The sequence below is a fragment of the Superficieibacter electus genome (assembly GCF_002915575.1).
GTDB lineage: Bacteria > Pseudomonadota > Gammaproteobacteria > Enterobacterales > Enterobacteriaceae > Superficieibacter > Superficieibacter electus.
Genome location: NZ_PQGD01000013.1, coordinates 156,398 through 173,064, shown reverse-complemented (window position 1 = coordinate 173,064; position 16,667 = coordinate 156,398). Strand labels below are relative to the sequence as shown.

Sequence of the window (16,667 nt, the reverse complement as noted above, 5' to 3'; positions counted from 1 at the left end):
TAGTAACAATCACGCCAGCGCGTTGCACTGGCGTGATTTATTTCATTACAGCGCCTTCCACGCATCCTGCCAGGCAATACCTGCGCCAGGCTCATAGTAGGCCGGTGCCACACTACACCAGGCTCCCGCCGGCAATGGTTTGCACTGATACAACACACCGTGGTTATTTACGATATCGTCAGCTTTCCACTGCTTGCTGGCACTCCACGCCGGATAAACCGTGGTGTCGTCCTGGGACGCTTTGGCTTTCACGTTCAGCGTGTAGGTCGCGGTGCTGCTAAGCGAGCCGTCGCTCACTTTCAGATTCACGACATACTGCGCTTGTTTATCGGAAGCTGGCGCATTGAAGGTGATAACGGCTTTATCCGTACCGCTCAGGGTTTTGCCATCCTGCGACATCCAGGTATACGTCAGCTTGTCACCGTTTGCGTCCGTTGATCCTTCTGCACTCAGTGAAACCTGGCTTCCCGCGTCTACTGCGCCAACCGGACCGGCAATGCGCGCGACCGGCGCAACGTTTTGGGCAGGGGCTGGTGTCGGCGCGGGTGCTGGTGTCGGTTCAGGTGTCGCACCGCCACTGTCATCAACGATGTTAACGTTGAAATAGTGCTGGACGCATTTGCTGTAGTCGCCGTCTTTGAAGGCGGTATACGGCGTCTGATAACCCACCAGTTGACAGGCGTAGGTCTTGCCGTCAGCGTTATCCGCGCTCCATCCCCAGTCCTGCTCCCAGTAAATCGGCAGCGCGCCCGCGCCATACTCGTCGAACTGCTTCATGTTCTTACAGCCCAGCACTTCATCAGCAGGTACCGGCACTTTCAGGTAGTTAGCAAATTCTTTGTAGTAGGCGATACGGTTCAGAGACTGCGCGTTTTCGTCCGCGCCGCCGCACTCAACGCCGCCGTTGATGATCTGGATGGTCACGCCAAAGCCGGTAACCAGACCGTTGGCTTTATCGTGGTCGTTCGGCTGCCAGGTACCGTCAATTACGTGCAGCATCGACGGTTTCGGCGGCTGCGGGTAGACAAAGAAGAACACCGCACTCGCCAGGTTCATCCAGGTATCAGCAACGATTTCCGGTTTGTCCAGCAGCGGGCGAACGTCGCCGTACATAGCGTCAGAGAATGGACCGTAGTTATAGTTATAGGAAAGCTGTTTTGCGCCACGGCCAAAGTAGCTGACGAAATCACCGTCCTTATCTTTACCGCACGGCCAGGTTTGTCCCTGCCAGACATCCGGATTACATTCACCGTTATAGCCATTTTTCTGACCTTCAACCCAGCCGACTTCACGCAGGTAAACCAGCGCCTGACGCCATTCGGGAATGTCACGCCAGTTTTCATGCCCGCCGGTTTCCTGAGCAAAATGGGCAAACATGGTTGCCAGCGTTTTACGGCAGATAGCGTCGCTATCGCGGCCATCGGTATAGGTGCCGCAGACTGCGGGGAATTTACCAATCGCCTTCAGGAAGTTCTGGTAGGTATACTCCGGGGCGCGCATGGGGAACAGAAAATCCCAGTCTTTTTCGGTCAGAATGCTTTCAACGCGCTTGACGTTTTCCGGGTTTGCCGCACGACCTGGCGCGATTTTTTCAACTTCTGCGTTGTCCAGCGTCGCTATTGACGATTTTACCGCTGACATTAGCGGGAAGTCGGTTAATGCTTTTTCTTTCGCCGCCAGATCGCTGGCTTTGATTGTCATTGGCGTACTGTCACTCAATAGTGAAGCCGCGTGAGCGGTTGATAAACCCAGCAGAATTCCTGCCGCTACGGCGCTGAGCGCCATAGATTTTCGCAATGCCATATTCTTCTCCTTGATATGTTTACAGCCTGCCGTAGCCGTATGCCTGGCAGTGCAAACAGTTTCAGGGAGAAGCCGCGTCAGAGGCTAATCACATTGTCTCAACGCGAAATCACTTTTTTCATCAATAAAAAAAGCCGGAAAAATTCCGGCTTTTTAGAGAAAAGATGAGATAGCTCATCAGGCATAATCGTAGCTCATCAGGCGATGGTAGCGGCGGTTGAGCAAATCATCTTTACTCAGCACATCCAGGTCAGCCAGATCTTCCAGGAGCTGCGCCTTCAGGGAAGCGGCAATGGCTTCCGGGTTACGATGCGCACCGCCCAGTGGTTCCGGAATGATGGAATCAATGAGTTTCAGCTCTTTCAGACGCGGCGCGATGATGCCCATGGCGTCAGCGGCCAACGGCGCTTTATCGGCGCTTTTCCACAGAATAGACGCACAGCCTTCCGGAGAGATAACGGAATAGGTGCTGTACTGGAGCATATTCACTTTATCGCCCACGCCAATGGCCAGCGCGCCACCGGAGCCGCCTTCACCGATGACAGTACAAATCACAGGCACTCGCAGGCCGGACATCTCACGCAGGTTGCGGGCGATGGCTTCTGACTGACCACGCTCTTCCGCGCCCACGCCCGGATACGCGCCGGGAGTATCAATAAAGGTGATGATGGGCATATTAAAACGCTCCGCCATCTCCATCAGACGCAGCGCTTTGCGATAACCTTCCGGCGCAGGCATACCAAAGTTACGGCGGATCTTTTCTTTAGTCTCACGCCCTTTTTGATGACCAATGATCATCACCGGACGTCCGTCGAGACGCGCAATGCCACCCACGATAGCTTTATCATCAGCGTACGCACGATCCCCTGCCAGCTCATCGAATTCATCAAATGCCAGGCGGACATAATCCAGGGTGTAGGGGCGCAGCGGATGACGCGCCAGTTGGGCTACCTGCCATGCGCCGAGATCGGCAAAGATTTTGCGCGTCAGCTCTACGCTTTTTTCGCGCAGACGATGCACTTCTTCGTCGATATTAATATCCAGTTTCTCATCCTGACGGCTCACCGCAGTCAGAGAATCGATTTTCGCTTCCAGCTCTGCAATCGGCTGTTCAAAATCTAGGAAATTCAGACTCATAGTATTCCTGTATTAGTCAAACTCCAGTTCCACCTGCTCCGAACCAATGAGGCCACGGAGATCGTTAAGTAAACGATCGCTCGGAGAGACGCGCCACGTTGCGCCAAAGCGCAGCCGCGCACGCGCATCCGTCCTCTGATAGTAGAGATGTACTGGAATGGTCCCCGAGCGATGGGGTTCCAGAGACTGACGGAGTCGGTTTAAAAGCTGGTCATCAATTTGCCTGTCCGTCAGCGAGATAGCAAGCCCGCGAGCATATTTTTCGCGAGCTTCGTCAATGTCCATGACTTCACGGGCCATCATTTTAAGCCCACCGCTGAAGTCATCAAAGCTGACCTGTCCGCTGACGATAAGTATGCGGTCGTTTTCCAGCAAATGCTGGTATTTTTCCAGCGCCTCGGTGAATAACATCACCTCCAGCCGCCCGGAGCGGTCATCCAGCGTACAGATGCCGATGCGATTGCCGCGCTTGGTGACCATAACCCGCGAAGCAATGACGAGCCCCGCCGCCGTGGTCATTTTACCACGTTCGGTTGGATGCATGTCTTTTAGCCTCAGGCCGCCGACATAACGCTCAATTTCTTTCAGATACTGATTAATCGGGTGGCCCGTCAGGTATAACCCTAACGTTTCACGCTCGCCTTCCAGTACCGTATGTTCCGGCCAGGGCTGACAGTTGGCGTAGGATTGCTCAATCTGCTCCGGCTCTTCAGCCAGCACGCCGAACATATCCGCCTGCCCAATCGCTTCCGCTTTGGCATGCTGATCGGCAGCTTTCAGCGCATCGCCGAGCGAGTTCATCAGCGCGGCGCGATGCGGACCAAGCCGGTCGAACGCACCGGACATGATCAGTTTTTCCAGCACCCGGCGATTCAGTTTTTTGGTATCGGCACGCGCACACAGATCGAACAGCTCACGGAAATAGCCACCGTTGTTACGCGCGTCGATGATAGCTTCAATCGGACCTTCGCCAACACCTTTGATCGCGCCGATACCATACACGATTTCCCCGTCATCATTAACGTGGAAATGATATAAACCGGAGTTAATGTCAGGCGGCAGGATTTTCAGCCCCATCCGCCAGCATTCGTCCACCAGCCCCACCACCTTCTCGGTGTTGTCCATATCAGCGGTCATTACCGCCGCCATAAACTCAGCCGGATAGTGGGCTTTCAGCCATAACGTCTGATACGACACCAGCGCATAGGCAGCAGAGTGTGATTTGTTAAATCCGTAACCCGCGAACTTTTCCACCAGGTCGAAGATTTTCATTGCCAGTTCGCCGTCAACGCCGTTCTTTTTTGCCCCTTCTTCAAAGGCACCGCGCTGTTTGGCCATCTCTTCCGGTTTTTTCTTACCCATCGCACGGCGCAGCATATCTGCACCGCCGAGCGTATAACCAGAAAGAACCTGGGCAATCTGCATCACCTGTTCCTGATACAGAATGATGCCGTAAGTCGGCTCCAGTACCGGCTTCAGGCTTTCGTGCTGCCACTGCACGTCAGGATAAGAAATTTCCTCGCGCCCGTGTTTACGGTCGATAAAGTTATCTACCATCCCCGATTGTAATGGACCGGGACGGAACAAGGCCACCAGGGCTATCATATCTTCGAAGCAGTCGGGCTGGAGACGCTTAATCAAATCCTTCATGCCGCGCGATTCAAGCTGGAAAACCGCCGTGGTTTCCGAGCGCTGCAGCATATCGAAGCTTTTTTTGTCGTCCAGCGGGATAGCGGCAATATCCAGCGGCGGCTCGCCCTGCTTCTCACGACGCTTGTTAATCATCTCCAGCGCCCAGTTGATAATGGTGAGCGTGCGCAGGCCAAGGAAGTCAAACTTCACCAGACCGGCGTACTCTACGTCGTTCTTATCAAACTGGGTGACCGGATGTAACCCTTCTTCATCACAATACAACGGCGCAAAATCGGTAATTTTCGTCGGCGCGATCACCACGCCACCCGCGTGTTTACCGGCGTTACGTGTCACGCCTTCAAGTTTACGCGCCATGTCGATCAGCGCTTTAACTTCTTCGTCAGCCTCGTAGATTTCCGGCAGTTGCGGCTCGGCTTCAAACGCTTTTGCCAGCGTCATTCCCGGGTCGGGCGGTACCAGTTTGGAGATGCGATCGACAAAACCGTACGGATGCCCCAGTACGCGGCCTACGTCACGAATAACTGCTTTCGCCGCCATCGTACCGAAGGTAATGATCTGCGACACGGCATCGCGGCCGTACATATCGGCGACGTGCTCAATCACCTGGTCGCGTTTTTCCATGCAGAAGTCAACGTCGAAGTCAGGCATCGAAACACGTTCCGGGTTGAGGAAACGTTCGAACAGCAGATCTAATGCCAGCGGATCGAGATCGGTGATTTTCAACGCATAGGCCACTAGCGATCCCGCGCCAGAACCACGTCCTGGGCCTACCGGCACGCCGTTATCTTTCGACCACTGGATGAACTCCATGACGATCAAAAAGTAGCCAGGGAAGCCCATCTGGTTAATAACCTGAAGCTCGACATCCAGACGCTGGTCATATTCCGGCCGCCGTTTTAGCCTCTCTTCCGGGTCGGGGAAGAGAAATTCCAGCCGTTCTTCCAGCCCTTCTTTTGACTTAACGACCAGGAAATCTTCGGTCGTCATATCTCCGGTCGGAAATTGCGGCAGGAAGTATTCGCCGAGGCGCACGGTAACGTTACAGCGTTTGGCAATTTCCACGCTGTTTTCCAGCGCTTCCGGGATGTCGGCGAACAGCTCGCACATCTCCTCTTCGCTGCGCATATATTGCTGCGTGGAGTAATTGCGCGGACGTTTTGGATCGTCAAGGGTAAAACCGTCGTGGATCGCGACACGAATTTCATGGGCATCAAAATCATCCGCACTGATAAAACGCACATCGTTGGTCGCGACGACCGGCAGGCCACGCTCTTCAGCCAGCTTAATCGCCGCGTGAAGGTAGCTTTCTTCGTCCTGTCTGCCGGTACGGATCAGTTCGAGATAGAAACGATCCGGGAAATGTGTTTCGTAAAAGGAGAGGCACTGATCGACCAATGTGTTATTACCGCGCATTACGCTGCGGCCCACATCGCCCAACCGCCCGCCTGAGAGCAGGATCAGCCCTTCGCCCAGCTCGGCCAGCCAGTCGCGATCAATCCAGGGGCCGAGTGCGCCATAGCCACGCTGGTAAGCACGGGAGATTAATAGCGTCAGATTCTGATAGCCGACGTTATTCATCGCCAGCACCGTCAGCTGCGTCATTTCATCCGCCAGCAGGTCGTTTTGTACGTGGAAGTCCGCACCAACAATGGGTTTGATCCCCGCACCATGCGCCGTTCCATAGAACTTCACCAGACCGCACAGGTTCATAAAATCGGTGATCGCCAGCGCAGGCATGCCCAACGAGGCCGCCGTTTTTACCAGCGGCCCGGTTTTTGCCAGCCCATCAATCATGGAATAGTCGCTATGCACCCGCAGGTGGACGAAACGTGGTTCAGCCATCTTTAGAGATTCCGGTTTATTACTTCACGTCACAAGAATCAGGACACCAGGCCCAGTGCGCGTTTAACCGGCGCAAAACTGCGCCGATGATGCTCTGTCGCGCCGTGCTCCGCCAGTCTTTCAAGATGAAAAGCCGTCGGGTAGCCTTTATGCTGCGCAAAGCCATATTGAGGGAACGTCAGATCCAGCGCCGCCATTTCTGCATCACGCGTCACTTTCGCAATGATGGACGCCGCGCTGATCTCCGCCACGCGGCTGTCGCCTTTTACTACCGCCATGGAGGGCATTGCCAGCGCCGGGCAGCGATTTCCGTCAATCAGCACATATTCCGGCACAATGCTTAGCCCGGCAACAGCACGCTGCATCGCCAGCATTGTGGCGTGTAAAATATTCAGCTCGTCAATTTCATGCGGCTCAGCGCGACCCAGACTCCAGCATAATGCGTTTTCGGTGATCTCATCAAACAGCGCCAGCCGACGTTTTTCCGATAATTTTTTGGAGTCGTTAAGACCGACAATCGGGCGCGCAGGATCGAGGATCACGGCGGCAGTGACCACGGCACCCACCAGGGGACCGCGGCCGACCTCATCCACACCGGCCACCAGGTGCGTATGCGGGTAAACAAATTCTGTCATGGGACTAACTCCAGTACCGCGTCCGCTGCCTGCTCATCGGCATTACAGCGGATTTGCTGATGCAGTTCGCGGAAAGTGTCATGCATTGCATGGCTGGTTTTGCCGTTCGCCAGCAGCGGTAACAGCGCGTCGGCCAGTTTTTGCGGTTCACACTCTTCCTGTAGCAACTCTTTCACCAGCTCGCGGCCCGCCAGCAAATTCGGCAACGACACGTAATCGGTTTTGACTAACCGTTTCGCCAGCCAGAAGGTGAAGGGTTTCATACGGTATCCCACTACCATCGGGCATTTTGCCAGCATACATTCCAGGGCCGCAGTACCCGATGCAAGTAGTGCAGCATCGCTGGCGACCATCGCTTCTCGTGCCATACCATCCAGCAGATGCACGGAAAGTTCTGGCGCGACGTCTGCTTTAATACGTTCAAACTGCTCACGACGTCTGGCATTCACCAGCGGTACCACTACTTCAAGGTCAGGATATGTCTGGCGCAATAGCTGCGCTGTTTTCAGGAAATCGGCGCTGAGCATTTCCACTTCTGCGCCGCGACTGCCGGGCAATAATGCCAGGCAATGCGCGTCATGCGGGATGCCCAGTGCATCACGCGCCGCATTTTTGTTCGGGTCCAGCGGCATGGCATCCGCCATGGTATGCCCGATAAAGCGGCACGGTACGTTGAATCGGTCATAAAACGCTTTTTCGAAAGGCAGAAAAGCCAGCACCATATTAGTGGATCTGCCTATTTTGAAAACACGTTTCTGTCGCCACGCCCAGACGGACGGACTGACGTAATGGATGGTTTTAATATCCTGCTTTTTAAGATTACCTTCGAGAGTAATATTAAAATCAGGGGCGTCAATGCCAACAAACACATCCGGTTTGAGGTCGGTAAAGCGACGGGTTAAATCCGCACGGATGTGCAGTAAGCGGCGCAGTCGCCCAAGCACTTCGACAATGCCCATGACCGCCAGCTCTTCCATTTCGTACCAGGCTTCACAGCCTTCCGCCTGCATCCGGGGGCCAGCCACGCCAACAAAACGCGCGTCGGGAACGCGGGCTTTGAGCGCACGGATAAGACCGGCACCAAGAATATCGCCGGAGGTTTCTCCGGCGACCAGGGCAATGGTTAACGGGCGTTGCTCTGCCATTAACGAATCAGACCGCGCGTTGAACGGGCAAAGAAGTCAGTAAAGGCTTTCACTTCCGGATATTGCCCGGCCAGCTCCGCGATTTCTGGTTTTGCTTCTTCCAGCGTTTTTCCGCTGCGGTAAAGCAGTTTGTAGGCATTACGGATAGCGGTAATCGCTTCCCGGCTAAACCCACGACGCTTCAGCCCTTCGATATTAACACCGAACGGCGTAGCGTGGTTGCCCTGAGCAATGACAAACGGAGGAACGTCCTGCGCCACACCAGAGCAGCCACCGACCATCACGTGTTCCCCAATAATGCAGAACTGATGGACGGCGGTCATGCCACCGATAATGACGAAGTCATCCAGCGATACGTGTCCCGCCAGCGTCGCGTTGTTGGCGAGGATACAGCGATTTCCGACGGTACAATCATGCGCCACGTGCGCGTTGATCATCAGCAGGTTGTCGCTGCCCACCTTCGTCACTCCACCGCCCTGTACTGTGCCACGATGAATGGTGACGCTTTCGCGGATGCGGTTGCGATCGCCAATTTCTACCTGGGTTGGTTCGCCAGCATACTTCAGATCCTGGTTAACCTCGCCGATAGAAGCGAACTGATAAATCTCGTTGTCGCGGCCAATTTTAGTGTGACCATTCACAACAACATGGGATTTCAGTACGGTACCCTCGCCGATTTCGACGTTGGGTCCCACAATACAAAACGGGCCAATATGAGCGTTGGCACCGATGACGGCACCCTCTTCCACAATGGCGGTCGGATGAACAAAGGCGGTATTATCAATCACGTATCAGGCCTCCCGGCTACGCGCACACATCATCGTAGCTTCACAAACAACTTTACCGTCGACCAGCGCCACGCCTTTAAAGCGGGTCAGGCCACGGCGGGTTTTCTCGAAAGTGACTTCCATGATCATTTGATCGCCAGGCACCACCGGGCGCTTAAAGCGCGCTTCGTCAATACCGGCGAAATAGTACAGCTCGCCTGGCTCCAGTTTACCAACGCTTTTAAACGCCAGAATACCAGTTGCCTGAGCCATGGCTTCCAGAATCAGCACGCCGGGTAAAATCGGCTTGCCGGGAAAATGGCCCTGAAAGAACGGCTCGTTAACGGAGACATTTTTCACCGCGCGCAGAAAACGACCTTCTTCAAAATCCAGCACCCGGTCAACCAGCAAAAATGGAAAACGGTGCGGCAGAAGCTCAAGAATCTCTTCAATATGCAGAGTATGAGTGTCAGTAGTCAAAATACTCTTCCTGTCTAAATATAATGAACAGCAATAATAACACGGCCTGTGGCAATCTGATGAATGCCTACAGGCCGGAATGTGCAGACTGATCGGATGATGCGTTAGTCTTGTTGATTGACCTTGCGCTCAACAGCTTTGAGACGCTTACTCATATCATCAATATTCATCACCAGAGCGGCGGTTTTACGCCATGTCTTATTGGGTTGCAGCGGAATACCGGATGAGTAGACGCCAGGTTCAGTAATGGGACGCATGACCATACCCATTCCGGTGACCGTCACCTTATCGCAGATTTCCATATGCCCGTTGATTACGCTTGCGCCGCCAATCATGCAGTAACGGCCAATTTTCAGGCTGCCTGCCATGATAACGCCACCTGCAACCGCGGTATTGTCGCCAATCACAACGTTATGTGCAATCTGGCACTGATTATCAATAATCACCCCGTTGCCGATAATCGTGTCATCCAGCGCGCCACGGTCAATAGTGGTGCATGCGCCGACTTCAACGCGATCGCCGATGATCACCCGGCCTAACTGCGGGATCTTCACCCAGTTACCACGATCGTTGGCATAGCCGAAGCCATCAGACCCGATCACCGTGCTGGACTGGATCAGGCAATTTTCGCCAATCTCAATCTCATGGTAAATGCTAACGTTGGCCCACAACCGTGTTCCCGCGCCGATTTTCGTCTTTTTACCGATAAAGCAACCCGCGCCAATCACCACGTTATCGCCCAGTACAACATCGGATTCAATCACGGCATTTGCGCCGATTGAAACGTTGTTGCCGAGTCTGGCCGTAGGATCAATGACTGCGCCTGGCGCAATATCTTGCGCTGGCTGTGGGGTGGTATCAAGAAGTTGTGCCATCCGTGCATAGGTCAGGTAGGGGTTTTTGACTACCAGCGCCGCACTTTGCGCATAGGGAAGATCGTCAGGCGTCATAACGACAGCGGAGGCCTGGCATGCCGCCAGGTGTTCACGGTACTTAGGATTTACCATGAAAGTGATGTGACCTGCTTTGGCAGATTGCATGGACGCGACAGCGGTGATGACGATATCGCCATCACCGTGTAACTCTGCATCCAACTGCTGGGCTAAGTCAGCCAGTCGAATTGAAGGCATTACTTATTTAACCTGTTTCAGCACATCAGCGGTGATGTCTTTAACATCGCTGCTGTTATAAGCAACGGTATTGGCGTCGACAACCAGATCGATGCTCTGGCTGTTCGCAACAGATTTCACTGCAGTCTGGATACGAGTAACCAGTTTGCCACGTTCTTCGTTAGAACGACGGGCACGATCTTTCTCAAAAGCCTGAGCTTTTTGCGCGAAAGTCTGACGCTGCGCCATCACGTCTTTTTCAAGCTTGTTACGCTCGGAACCCGCTTTCATAGACTGTAAACGCTGCATTTTGCTTTGCAGGTCACCTTCCATTTTCTGCAGCTCAGCTGCGCGGCCTTTAAACTCATTTTCCAGAGAGTTAGAAACGCCGGTTTTCTGTGCAACCTGCTGGAAGAGACTACCCATATTAACAATTGCGATTTTGTCTGCTGCCTGAGCAGAGGTAACCATTGCTAAACCGAGACCTGCCGCTAATAACCACTTTTTCACAATAAACTCCTTACCATCCCATTGGTACCCGCAGGTACCGTTCTTTGCGTGATCAGAAGACCCTTATCGGGTCGACTGATATCAGCGCTACACTGCAATTGCATTCCTTTGCCGGGCGCAATTACCAGGTTTTACCAATGTTAAACTGGAACTGCTCTGCCTTGTCTCCATCGTACTTTTTAAACGGCTGGGCGTAGGAGAAGACCAACGGCCCCAATGGGGACATCCATTGTAATGCGATACCCGCAGACATACGGATATTGCTCGGATCGCTATAGTCCGGCACATCTGACGGTGCTGAGCCAGTGTCCCAGTTCGTATCCCAGACTGTACCCGCATCCCAGAAGAAGGAGGTACGGACTGAGTTCGCATATTTTTCGCTGATAAACGGCGTTGGCGTAATGAACTCAAGGCTCGCCACGGCCATGGCGTTACCGCCGACCGCATCATCGGACTTACAGATATCCGACGCACCATCTTCAACGGCGCAATCATAATCGTCGTCGCTGTCGTAGTCGTTAACACGATGCGGATAGTACACCGCTTTCGGACCGATGGTGTTGGACTGGAAACCACGCACGGTACTGGAACCACCGGCATAGAAGTTCTCGTAGAACGGCAATTCTTTACTGCCTATACCATCACCATAACCCACTTTCGTACGGCCCAGAACGACCCATTTATGGTCGTCGTCCACCGGCACATAGGTCGCGGTATCCAGCGTCGCTTTATAGTATTCGTTGTCAGAACCAGGAATGGTCACTTTACCATTCAGGTTGACACGCGTACCTTCCGTCGGGAAGAAGCCACGGTCCAGTTTGTTATAGGTCCAGCCATAGTTAAAGGTGAAATCGTCTGACTTAAAGCTGTTATCTTCATCCGACGTGCTCGGGTATTCACCCATTGAGTTCAGGTAACGCCACATTGCCACCTGCGGTTCCATATTGGACAGGGAGTTGTGAACGTAGCCCACCCCCGCACGCAGCGTGTTGTATTCATTAACCGGGAAGCCCAGCGTTAAATCCGTACCGTAGCTTTTGTTGGTATAGCCGGACAGATCCGCATCGTCTGCTTCAAAGTCGTTATAGAACACACGGCCACCGAGACTTACACCGTCAACGGTGAAGTACGGATCGGTCACCGACAGTTCAGTGTAGGTCTGGTAGTCGTTCTTGGTACCGTTAATACCGACAGAGTAACCGGTACCTAACCAGTTATCCTGCTGAACGCCCGCCTGGAAGCTGACGCCGCTTTCCGTCCCGTAACCGACGCCGAAGTTAAAGCTACCGGTATTACGTTCTTTAACTTTATAGACCACGTCAACCTGGTCCGGACGACCCGGCACGCGCTGCGTATCGGTATCAACCGTTTCAAAATACCCCAGACGGTTCAGACGTTCTTTACCCTGATCAACGAGATCGCTACCCAGCCACGCGCCTTCCATCTGGCGCATTTCACGGCGCAGGACGGCGTCTTTCGAGGTATCGTTGCCTTCAAAGCGGATCTTACGGACATAGAAACGGTTGCCGGCATCAACGTTGACGTGCAGTTTAACCGTTTTGTCAGCGTCGTTAATTTCCGGTTGCGATTGAACGCGCGGATAAGCATACCCATAGCGACCCAGAAGCTTTTTAATATCATCTTCCATTTTGGTCACTTTGGTGCCGTTGTAGAGTTCACCCGGCTCAATTTTGGTCAGTCTTTCAATATCGGTAGAATGACCTGCCAGGTTGCCGCTCACTTCAACGCTTTGCAGCTTGTATTGATCGCCCTCGGTGATATTCACCGTTACGTAGATGCCTTTTTTATCCGGCGTCAGGCTGACCTGGGTAGAGTCGATATTGAAACGCGCATAGCCGCGATCAAGATAGTAACTGCGCAGGGTTTCGAGGTCACCCGCCAGTTTCTGTTTCTGGTATTTACGATCGCCGACCACGTTCCACCACGGTACTTCATCACGCAGCTGGAAGTGCGAGATCAGTTCTTCGGTGCTGAACGCCTTATTGCCGACAATGTTAATCTGTTGGATTTGTGCTGAGACGCCTTCCTGGAAAACCAGCTTCAGGTCAACGCGGTTGCGCGGCAACGGGGTAACCACCGCTTTCACGCTGGCACTGTATTTACCCACGCTGTAATAGAAGTCTTCCAGTCCCTTTTCGATGTCCGAGAGGGTGGTACGGTCCAGAGATTCACCCACGCGCACGCCAGAAGCCTCAAGGTTTTGCTTGAGCATGTCATCTTTCACCGATTTATTACCGGAGAAAGTGATACTGGCAATAGTCGGGCGTTCTTTCACCTGCACCAGGAGCGTATCACCATCGCGCAGGACGCGGACGTCCTCAAAGTTGCCGGTAGCAAACAGAGCACGAATGGTATTACTGATATCTTCATCATTAACCGTGTCGCCTGTGCGCACTGGCATACTGAGAAGGGCCGCACCAACGGCGACTCGCTGCAAGCCTTCGAAATGAATATCCTTCACTACGAACCCTTCAGCACCGTATACGGTCGCGCTGCTAAACAGCAGCGACGCTATGAGCAACTTTTTCATCGCCATCGTTATTATGCATTCTTCCTAACACTCTCTCTTACAACCGAGAGAAATCATTGAAAAGTGCAAGCCCCATTAACAACACCAGCAAAATCGAGCCAATGCGATAACTAAAGTCTTGAACTCGCTCGGATACCGGACCGCCTTTTAGCTTTTCTATCGCCAAAAACAGCAAATGACCCCCGTCAAGAACGGGCAGCGGGAACAGGTTGATGATGCCCAGATTCACACTGATGAGCGCGAGGAACATCAGATAGTAAATCAACCCAAACTCCGCTGACATCCCAGCCCCCTGAGCGATAGAGATCGGCCCACTAAGGTTGTTCAGTTTTACGTCACCGGTTATCAATTTTCCCAGCATCCTGACCGTCAGCGACATCAGTTGCCACGTTTTATCCGTGGCCTGCGCAATGGCACTGAATGGCCCATACTGGCGTACTGTCTTATATTCATCCGGGAGCGGGATAACTTTTGGTACAACCCCCGCAAACCCTTCTGCCTTATTACCGGGTTTTGTATCCGGTATTAAGGTTAATGACAAGGGGCTCCCCTGTCTTTCTATCTCAAGTGCCAACCCGTTACCCGGATTGTTACGCACTAGTGTAACAAATGTCGACCACTGCGTGAGCGGCTGACCATCGACTTTAACGATCCTGTCGCCTGCTTGCAAACCTGCTTTTTGTGCCGCAGAGCCAGGTTGCACTTCTGCCAGCACTGATTCTATCTGCGCACCGCGCGGACGTATACCCAAAGAAGCAACGGGATCTTCTTTGTCTGGTTCAAAACGCCAGTGACGTAAATCGAGAACTTTATTCTGCCGTTGATCGCTCCCGACAGGAGCAACGCTGACCGTGGTCTGTTGCTCACCAATTTTCGCCACCAGCTCAAGACGCACAGCATCCCAATCAGGCGTTTCGATACCGTCAACGGCTTTAAGTTCCGTGCCAGGTGCAATTTGTGCTTCAGCCGCAACCGAATTGGGCGTTATTTCACCAATTACTGGGCGAACGCCAGGCACGCCGATGATAAATACCAGCCAGTAAGCAAAAATAGCAAAGAGGAAATTGGCGATGGGACCGGCAGCAATAATCGCTGCCCGCTGGCCCACGGTTTTGTTGTTGAAGGCGTAGTGCCGCATCTCCGGGGTAACCGGTTCGACGCGCTCATCAAGCATCTTAACGTAGCCACCCAGCGGGATCAGGGCGATGACAAATTCCGTTCCCTGTCGATCGGTACGTCGCCACAGCGCTTTACCGAAACCGATTGAAAAACGTTCAACGCGAACGCCACAGCGGCGAGCAACCCAGAAATGGCCAAACTCATGCACAGTGATCAGCACACCCAGCGCGACAATGAACGCGGCAAGGTTCCAGAGAATGCTCAGCATAAACCCTTCCGTTAAACCATCCTGAAGACTAACAACAGCAGGCAGGCAAAGACCGGCACCGCCGCCGTCAGGCTATCGATACGATCCAGAATCCCACCGTGTCCTGGGATCAAATGACCACTGTCTTTGATTCCGGCTTCACGCTTAAACATACTCTCCGTTAAATCTCCCAGCACCGAGGCCAGCGCGGCAACCACCGAGCAAATCAGCAGCGTTGCAGGCTCAACCTCCAGGTTGGCCCATTGCCCATAAGCCCAGGAAATAATGGCCGCCGTCACCAGCCCGCCGAAGAAACCTTGCCAGGTTTTACCCGGGGACACTTTTGGTGCCAGCTTATGTTTGCCAAACAATTTGCCAAACATATAAGCACCGGAGTCCGCTCCCCAGACGAGGATCATAACATACAGCAGCCACAGTGCGCCGCTATAGGGATTGATAGTGTAATGCCAGGCACGCAGCACCACCATACCCCAGAAAAAAGGAACAATAGTGAGCAAACCAAAAATAAGGCGTAATGTTTTTGAATGCCGCCACGTTGCCGCTGAGGCCGGATAAAATAGCACTAACACCAGTGCCACCATCCACCAGACCAGCGAGGCCCAGAGCGAGATTTCAACCACCGGCTGGTGGAGATCATTGTGGTACGCCGGCAGCATAAACAACATTAATGCCAGCAGCAGACCACACAACACGGCCAGCCAGACGCGCTGTGTTCTGGAGGTAAAACCGCTGAGTTGTCCCCATTCCCACGCAGCCAGCATACAAACGACCAGCGTCACAATGCCAAAGCCCATCGGTGGCAACAGAAATAGCGCCGCAATAACGACGGGAATTAATACAAAAGCAGAAATCAGGCGATACTTCAGCAAAAGCGACCCCCATCAGGCGTTGTCAACACCGGGCTCCGTGCCGCCGAAGCGACGCTCTCGATTAGCAAAGGCATGCAGCGCCCCTTCAAAGTCTTGTTCATCGAAATCAGGCCAGAGAACATCCGTAAAGTAAAGCTCGGCATACGCAATTTGCCAAAGCAAAAAGTTACTGATGCGATGTTCTCCCCCCGTCCTAATAACTAAATCTACAGGAGCCAGTTCATGCATGCAGATTTGCTGGCTTAGCATCTCTTCATTAATTTGATCGGGTCGAAGAAGCCCTTCCTGAACCTGCGAGGCAAGTTGCTGTACTCCCTGGATAATATCCCAACGCCCACCATAATTAGCCGCAATATTTAGCGTGAGTCCGTTATTATTCCCGGTCAGCGCTTCGGCTTTATGGATTCTATCCTGCAAACGTGAATTGAAACGACTAATATCGCCGATAATACGCAAACGGACATTGTGGCGGTGCAGGCTTTTGACTTCACTATCCAGCGCCCACACAAACAGCTCCATCAATGCGCTGACTTCCTGCGCCGGACGATTCCAGTTTTCACTACTGAAAGCGTAAAGTGTTAACGCATCTATGCCGTTATTAGCCGCAAAAGAGACCGCACGCCGGACTGATTTCGCCCCGGCTTTATGTCCGAAGGCTCGAATCTTGCCCTGTCTCTTCGCCCAGCGACCATTGCCATCCATGATTATCGCGACGTGGCGGCAGCCATGCGCAGGCAAACTTTCGCCGATTGGTTGATTAGCAGACAACATAACGCGTT

At 53.2% G+C, this 16,667-nt stretch carries 13 protein-coding genes; all 13 read right to left on the bottom strand.

What is annotated here, in order from left to right:
• Positions 1-45: 45 nt before the first annotated feature.
• The 13 genes from CHU32_RS17145 to ispU all read right to left on the bottom strand — a co-directional run bounded on the left by CHU32_RS17145 (position 46) and on the right by ispU (position 16,659).
• Positions 46-1,803: a chitinase gene (locus CHU32_RS17145; protein WP_103678262.1), complete on the bottom strand. Its 1,758-nt coding sequence runs from the start codon at positions 1,801-1,803 to the stop codon at positions 46-48.
• 177 nt (positions 1,804-1,980) lie between these two features.
• On the bottom strand, positions 1,981-2,940 hold the full coding sequence (gene accA / locus CHU32_RS17140) for an acetyl-CoA carboxylase carboxyl transferase subunit alpha (RefSeq protein ID WP_103678261.1): 960 nt from the start codon (positions 2,938-2,940) through the stop codon (positions 1,981-1,983).
• Positions 2,941-2,952: 12 nt separating this feature from the next.
• Positions 2,953-6,435: a DNA polymerase III subunit alpha gene (gene dnaE, locus CHU32_RS17135; RefSeq protein WP_103678260.1), complete on the bottom strand. Its 3,483-nt coding sequence runs from the start codon at positions 6,433-6,435 to the stop codon at positions 2,953-2,955.
• A gap of 38 nt (positions 6,436-6,473) precedes the next feature.
• Positions 6,474-7,070, bottom strand: coding sequence for a ribonuclease HII (rnhB, locus tag CHU32_RS17130; protein ID WP_103678259.1), 597 nt, complete (start codon positions 7,068-7,070; stop codon positions 6,474-6,476).
• Complete coding sequence (lpxB, locus tag CHU32_RS17125) at positions 7,067-8,215, bottom strand: lipid-A-disaccharide synthase (RefSeq protein ID WP_103678258.1); 1,149 nt, start codon at positions 8,213-8,215, stop codon at positions 7,067-7,069. Before lpxB ends, rnhB begins: the two co-directional genes overlap by 4 nt.
• On the bottom strand, positions 8,215-9,003 hold the full coding sequence (gene lpxA, locus CHU32_RS17120) for an acyl-ACP--UDP-N-acetylglucosamine O-acyltransferase (protein WP_103750895.1): 789 nt from the start codon (positions 9,001-9,003) through the stop codon (positions 8,215-8,217). The genes lpxB and lpxA overlap by 1 nt, the downstream gene beginning before the upstream one ends.
• A gap of 3 nt (positions 9,004-9,006) precedes the next feature.
• Entirely contained in the window at positions 9,007-9,462 is a 456-nt protein-coding gene (gene fabZ, locus CHU32_RS17115) for a 3-hydroxyacyl-ACP dehydratase FabZ (RefSeq protein WP_049842007.1), read from the bottom strand.
• Between the two features lie 104 nt (positions 9,463-9,566).
• A complete protein-coding gene (gene lpxD, locus CHU32_RS17110; RefSeq protein ID WP_103678256.1) occupies positions 9,567-10,592 on the bottom strand; it encodes a UDP-3-O-(3-hydroxymyristoyl)glucosamine N-acyltransferase in 1,026 nt (341 codons plus the stop codon).
• Positions 10,593-10,595: 3 nt separating this feature from the next.
• Entirely contained in the window at positions 10,596-11,081 is a 486-nt protein-coding gene (skp, locus tag CHU32_RS17105; protein ID WP_103678255.1) for a molecular chaperone Skp, read from the bottom strand.
• A gap of 121 nt (positions 11,082-11,202) precedes the next feature.
• On the bottom strand, positions 11,203-13,638 hold the full coding sequence (bamA, locus tag CHU32_RS17100) for an outer membrane protein assembly factor BamA (protein WP_103678254.1): 2,436 nt from the start codon (positions 13,636-13,638) through the stop codon (positions 11,203-11,205).
• A 31-nt stretch (positions 13,639-13,669) separates the two neighbouring features.
• A complete protein-coding gene (gene rseP, locus CHU32_RS17095) occupies positions 13,670-15,019 on the bottom strand; it encodes a sigma E protease regulator RseP (protein ID WP_103678253.1) in 1,350 nt (449 codons plus the stop codon).
• 11 nt (positions 15,020-15,030) lie between these two features.
• On the bottom strand, positions 15,031-15,888 hold the full coding sequence (gene cdsA, locus CHU32_RS17090) for a phosphatidate cytidylyltransferase (RefSeq protein WP_103678252.1): 858 nt from the start codon (positions 15,886-15,888) through the stop codon (positions 15,031-15,033).
• 12 nt (positions 15,889-15,900) lie between these two features.
• Complete coding sequence (gene ispU, locus CHU32_RS17085; RefSeq protein ID WP_103678251.1) at positions 15,901-16,659, bottom strand: (2E,6E)-farnesyl-diphosphate-specific ditrans,polycis-undecaprenyl-diphosphate synthase; 759 nt, start codon at positions 16,657-16,659, stop codon at positions 15,901-15,903.
• Positions 16,660-16,667: the final 8 nt, after the last annotated feature.

Bases quoted from the DNA above. Each gene is read 5' to 3' on its own strand.
- dnaE (WP_103678260.1), bottom strand. From the start codon at position 6,435: ATGGCTGAACCACGTTTCGTCCACCTGCGGGTGCATAGCGACTATTCC.
- CHU32_RS17145 (WP_103678262.1), bottom strand. From the start codon at position 1,803: ATGGCATTGCGAAAATCTATGGCGCTCAGCGCCGTAGCGGCAGGAATT.
- lpxD (WP_103678256.1), bottom strand. From the start codon at position 10,592: ATGCCTTCAATTCGACTGGCTGACTTAGCCCAGCAGTTGGATGCAGAG.
- accA (WP_103678261.1), bottom strand. From the start codon at position 2,940: ATGAGTCTGAATTTCCTAGATTTTGAACAGCCGATTGCAGAGCTGGAA.
- rseP (WP_103678253.1), bottom strand. From the start codon at position 15,019: ATGCTGAGCATTCTCTGGAACCTTGCCGCGTTCATTGTCGCGCTGGGT.
- bamA (WP_103678254.1), bottom strand. From the start codon at position 13,638: ATGGCGATGAAAAAGTTGCTCATAGCGTCGCTGCTGTTTAGCAGCGCG.
- ispU (WP_103678251.1), bottom strand. From the start codon at position 16,659: ATGTTGTCTGCTAATCAACCAATCGGCGAAAGTTTGCCTGCGCATGGC.
- lpxB (WP_103678258.1), bottom strand. From the start codon at position 8,215: ATGGCAGAGCAACGCCCGTTAACCATTGCCCTGGTCGCCGGAGAAACC.
- rnhB (WP_103678259.1), bottom strand. From the start codon at position 7,070: ATGACAGAATTTGTTTACCCGCATACGCACCTGGTGGCCGGTGTGGAT.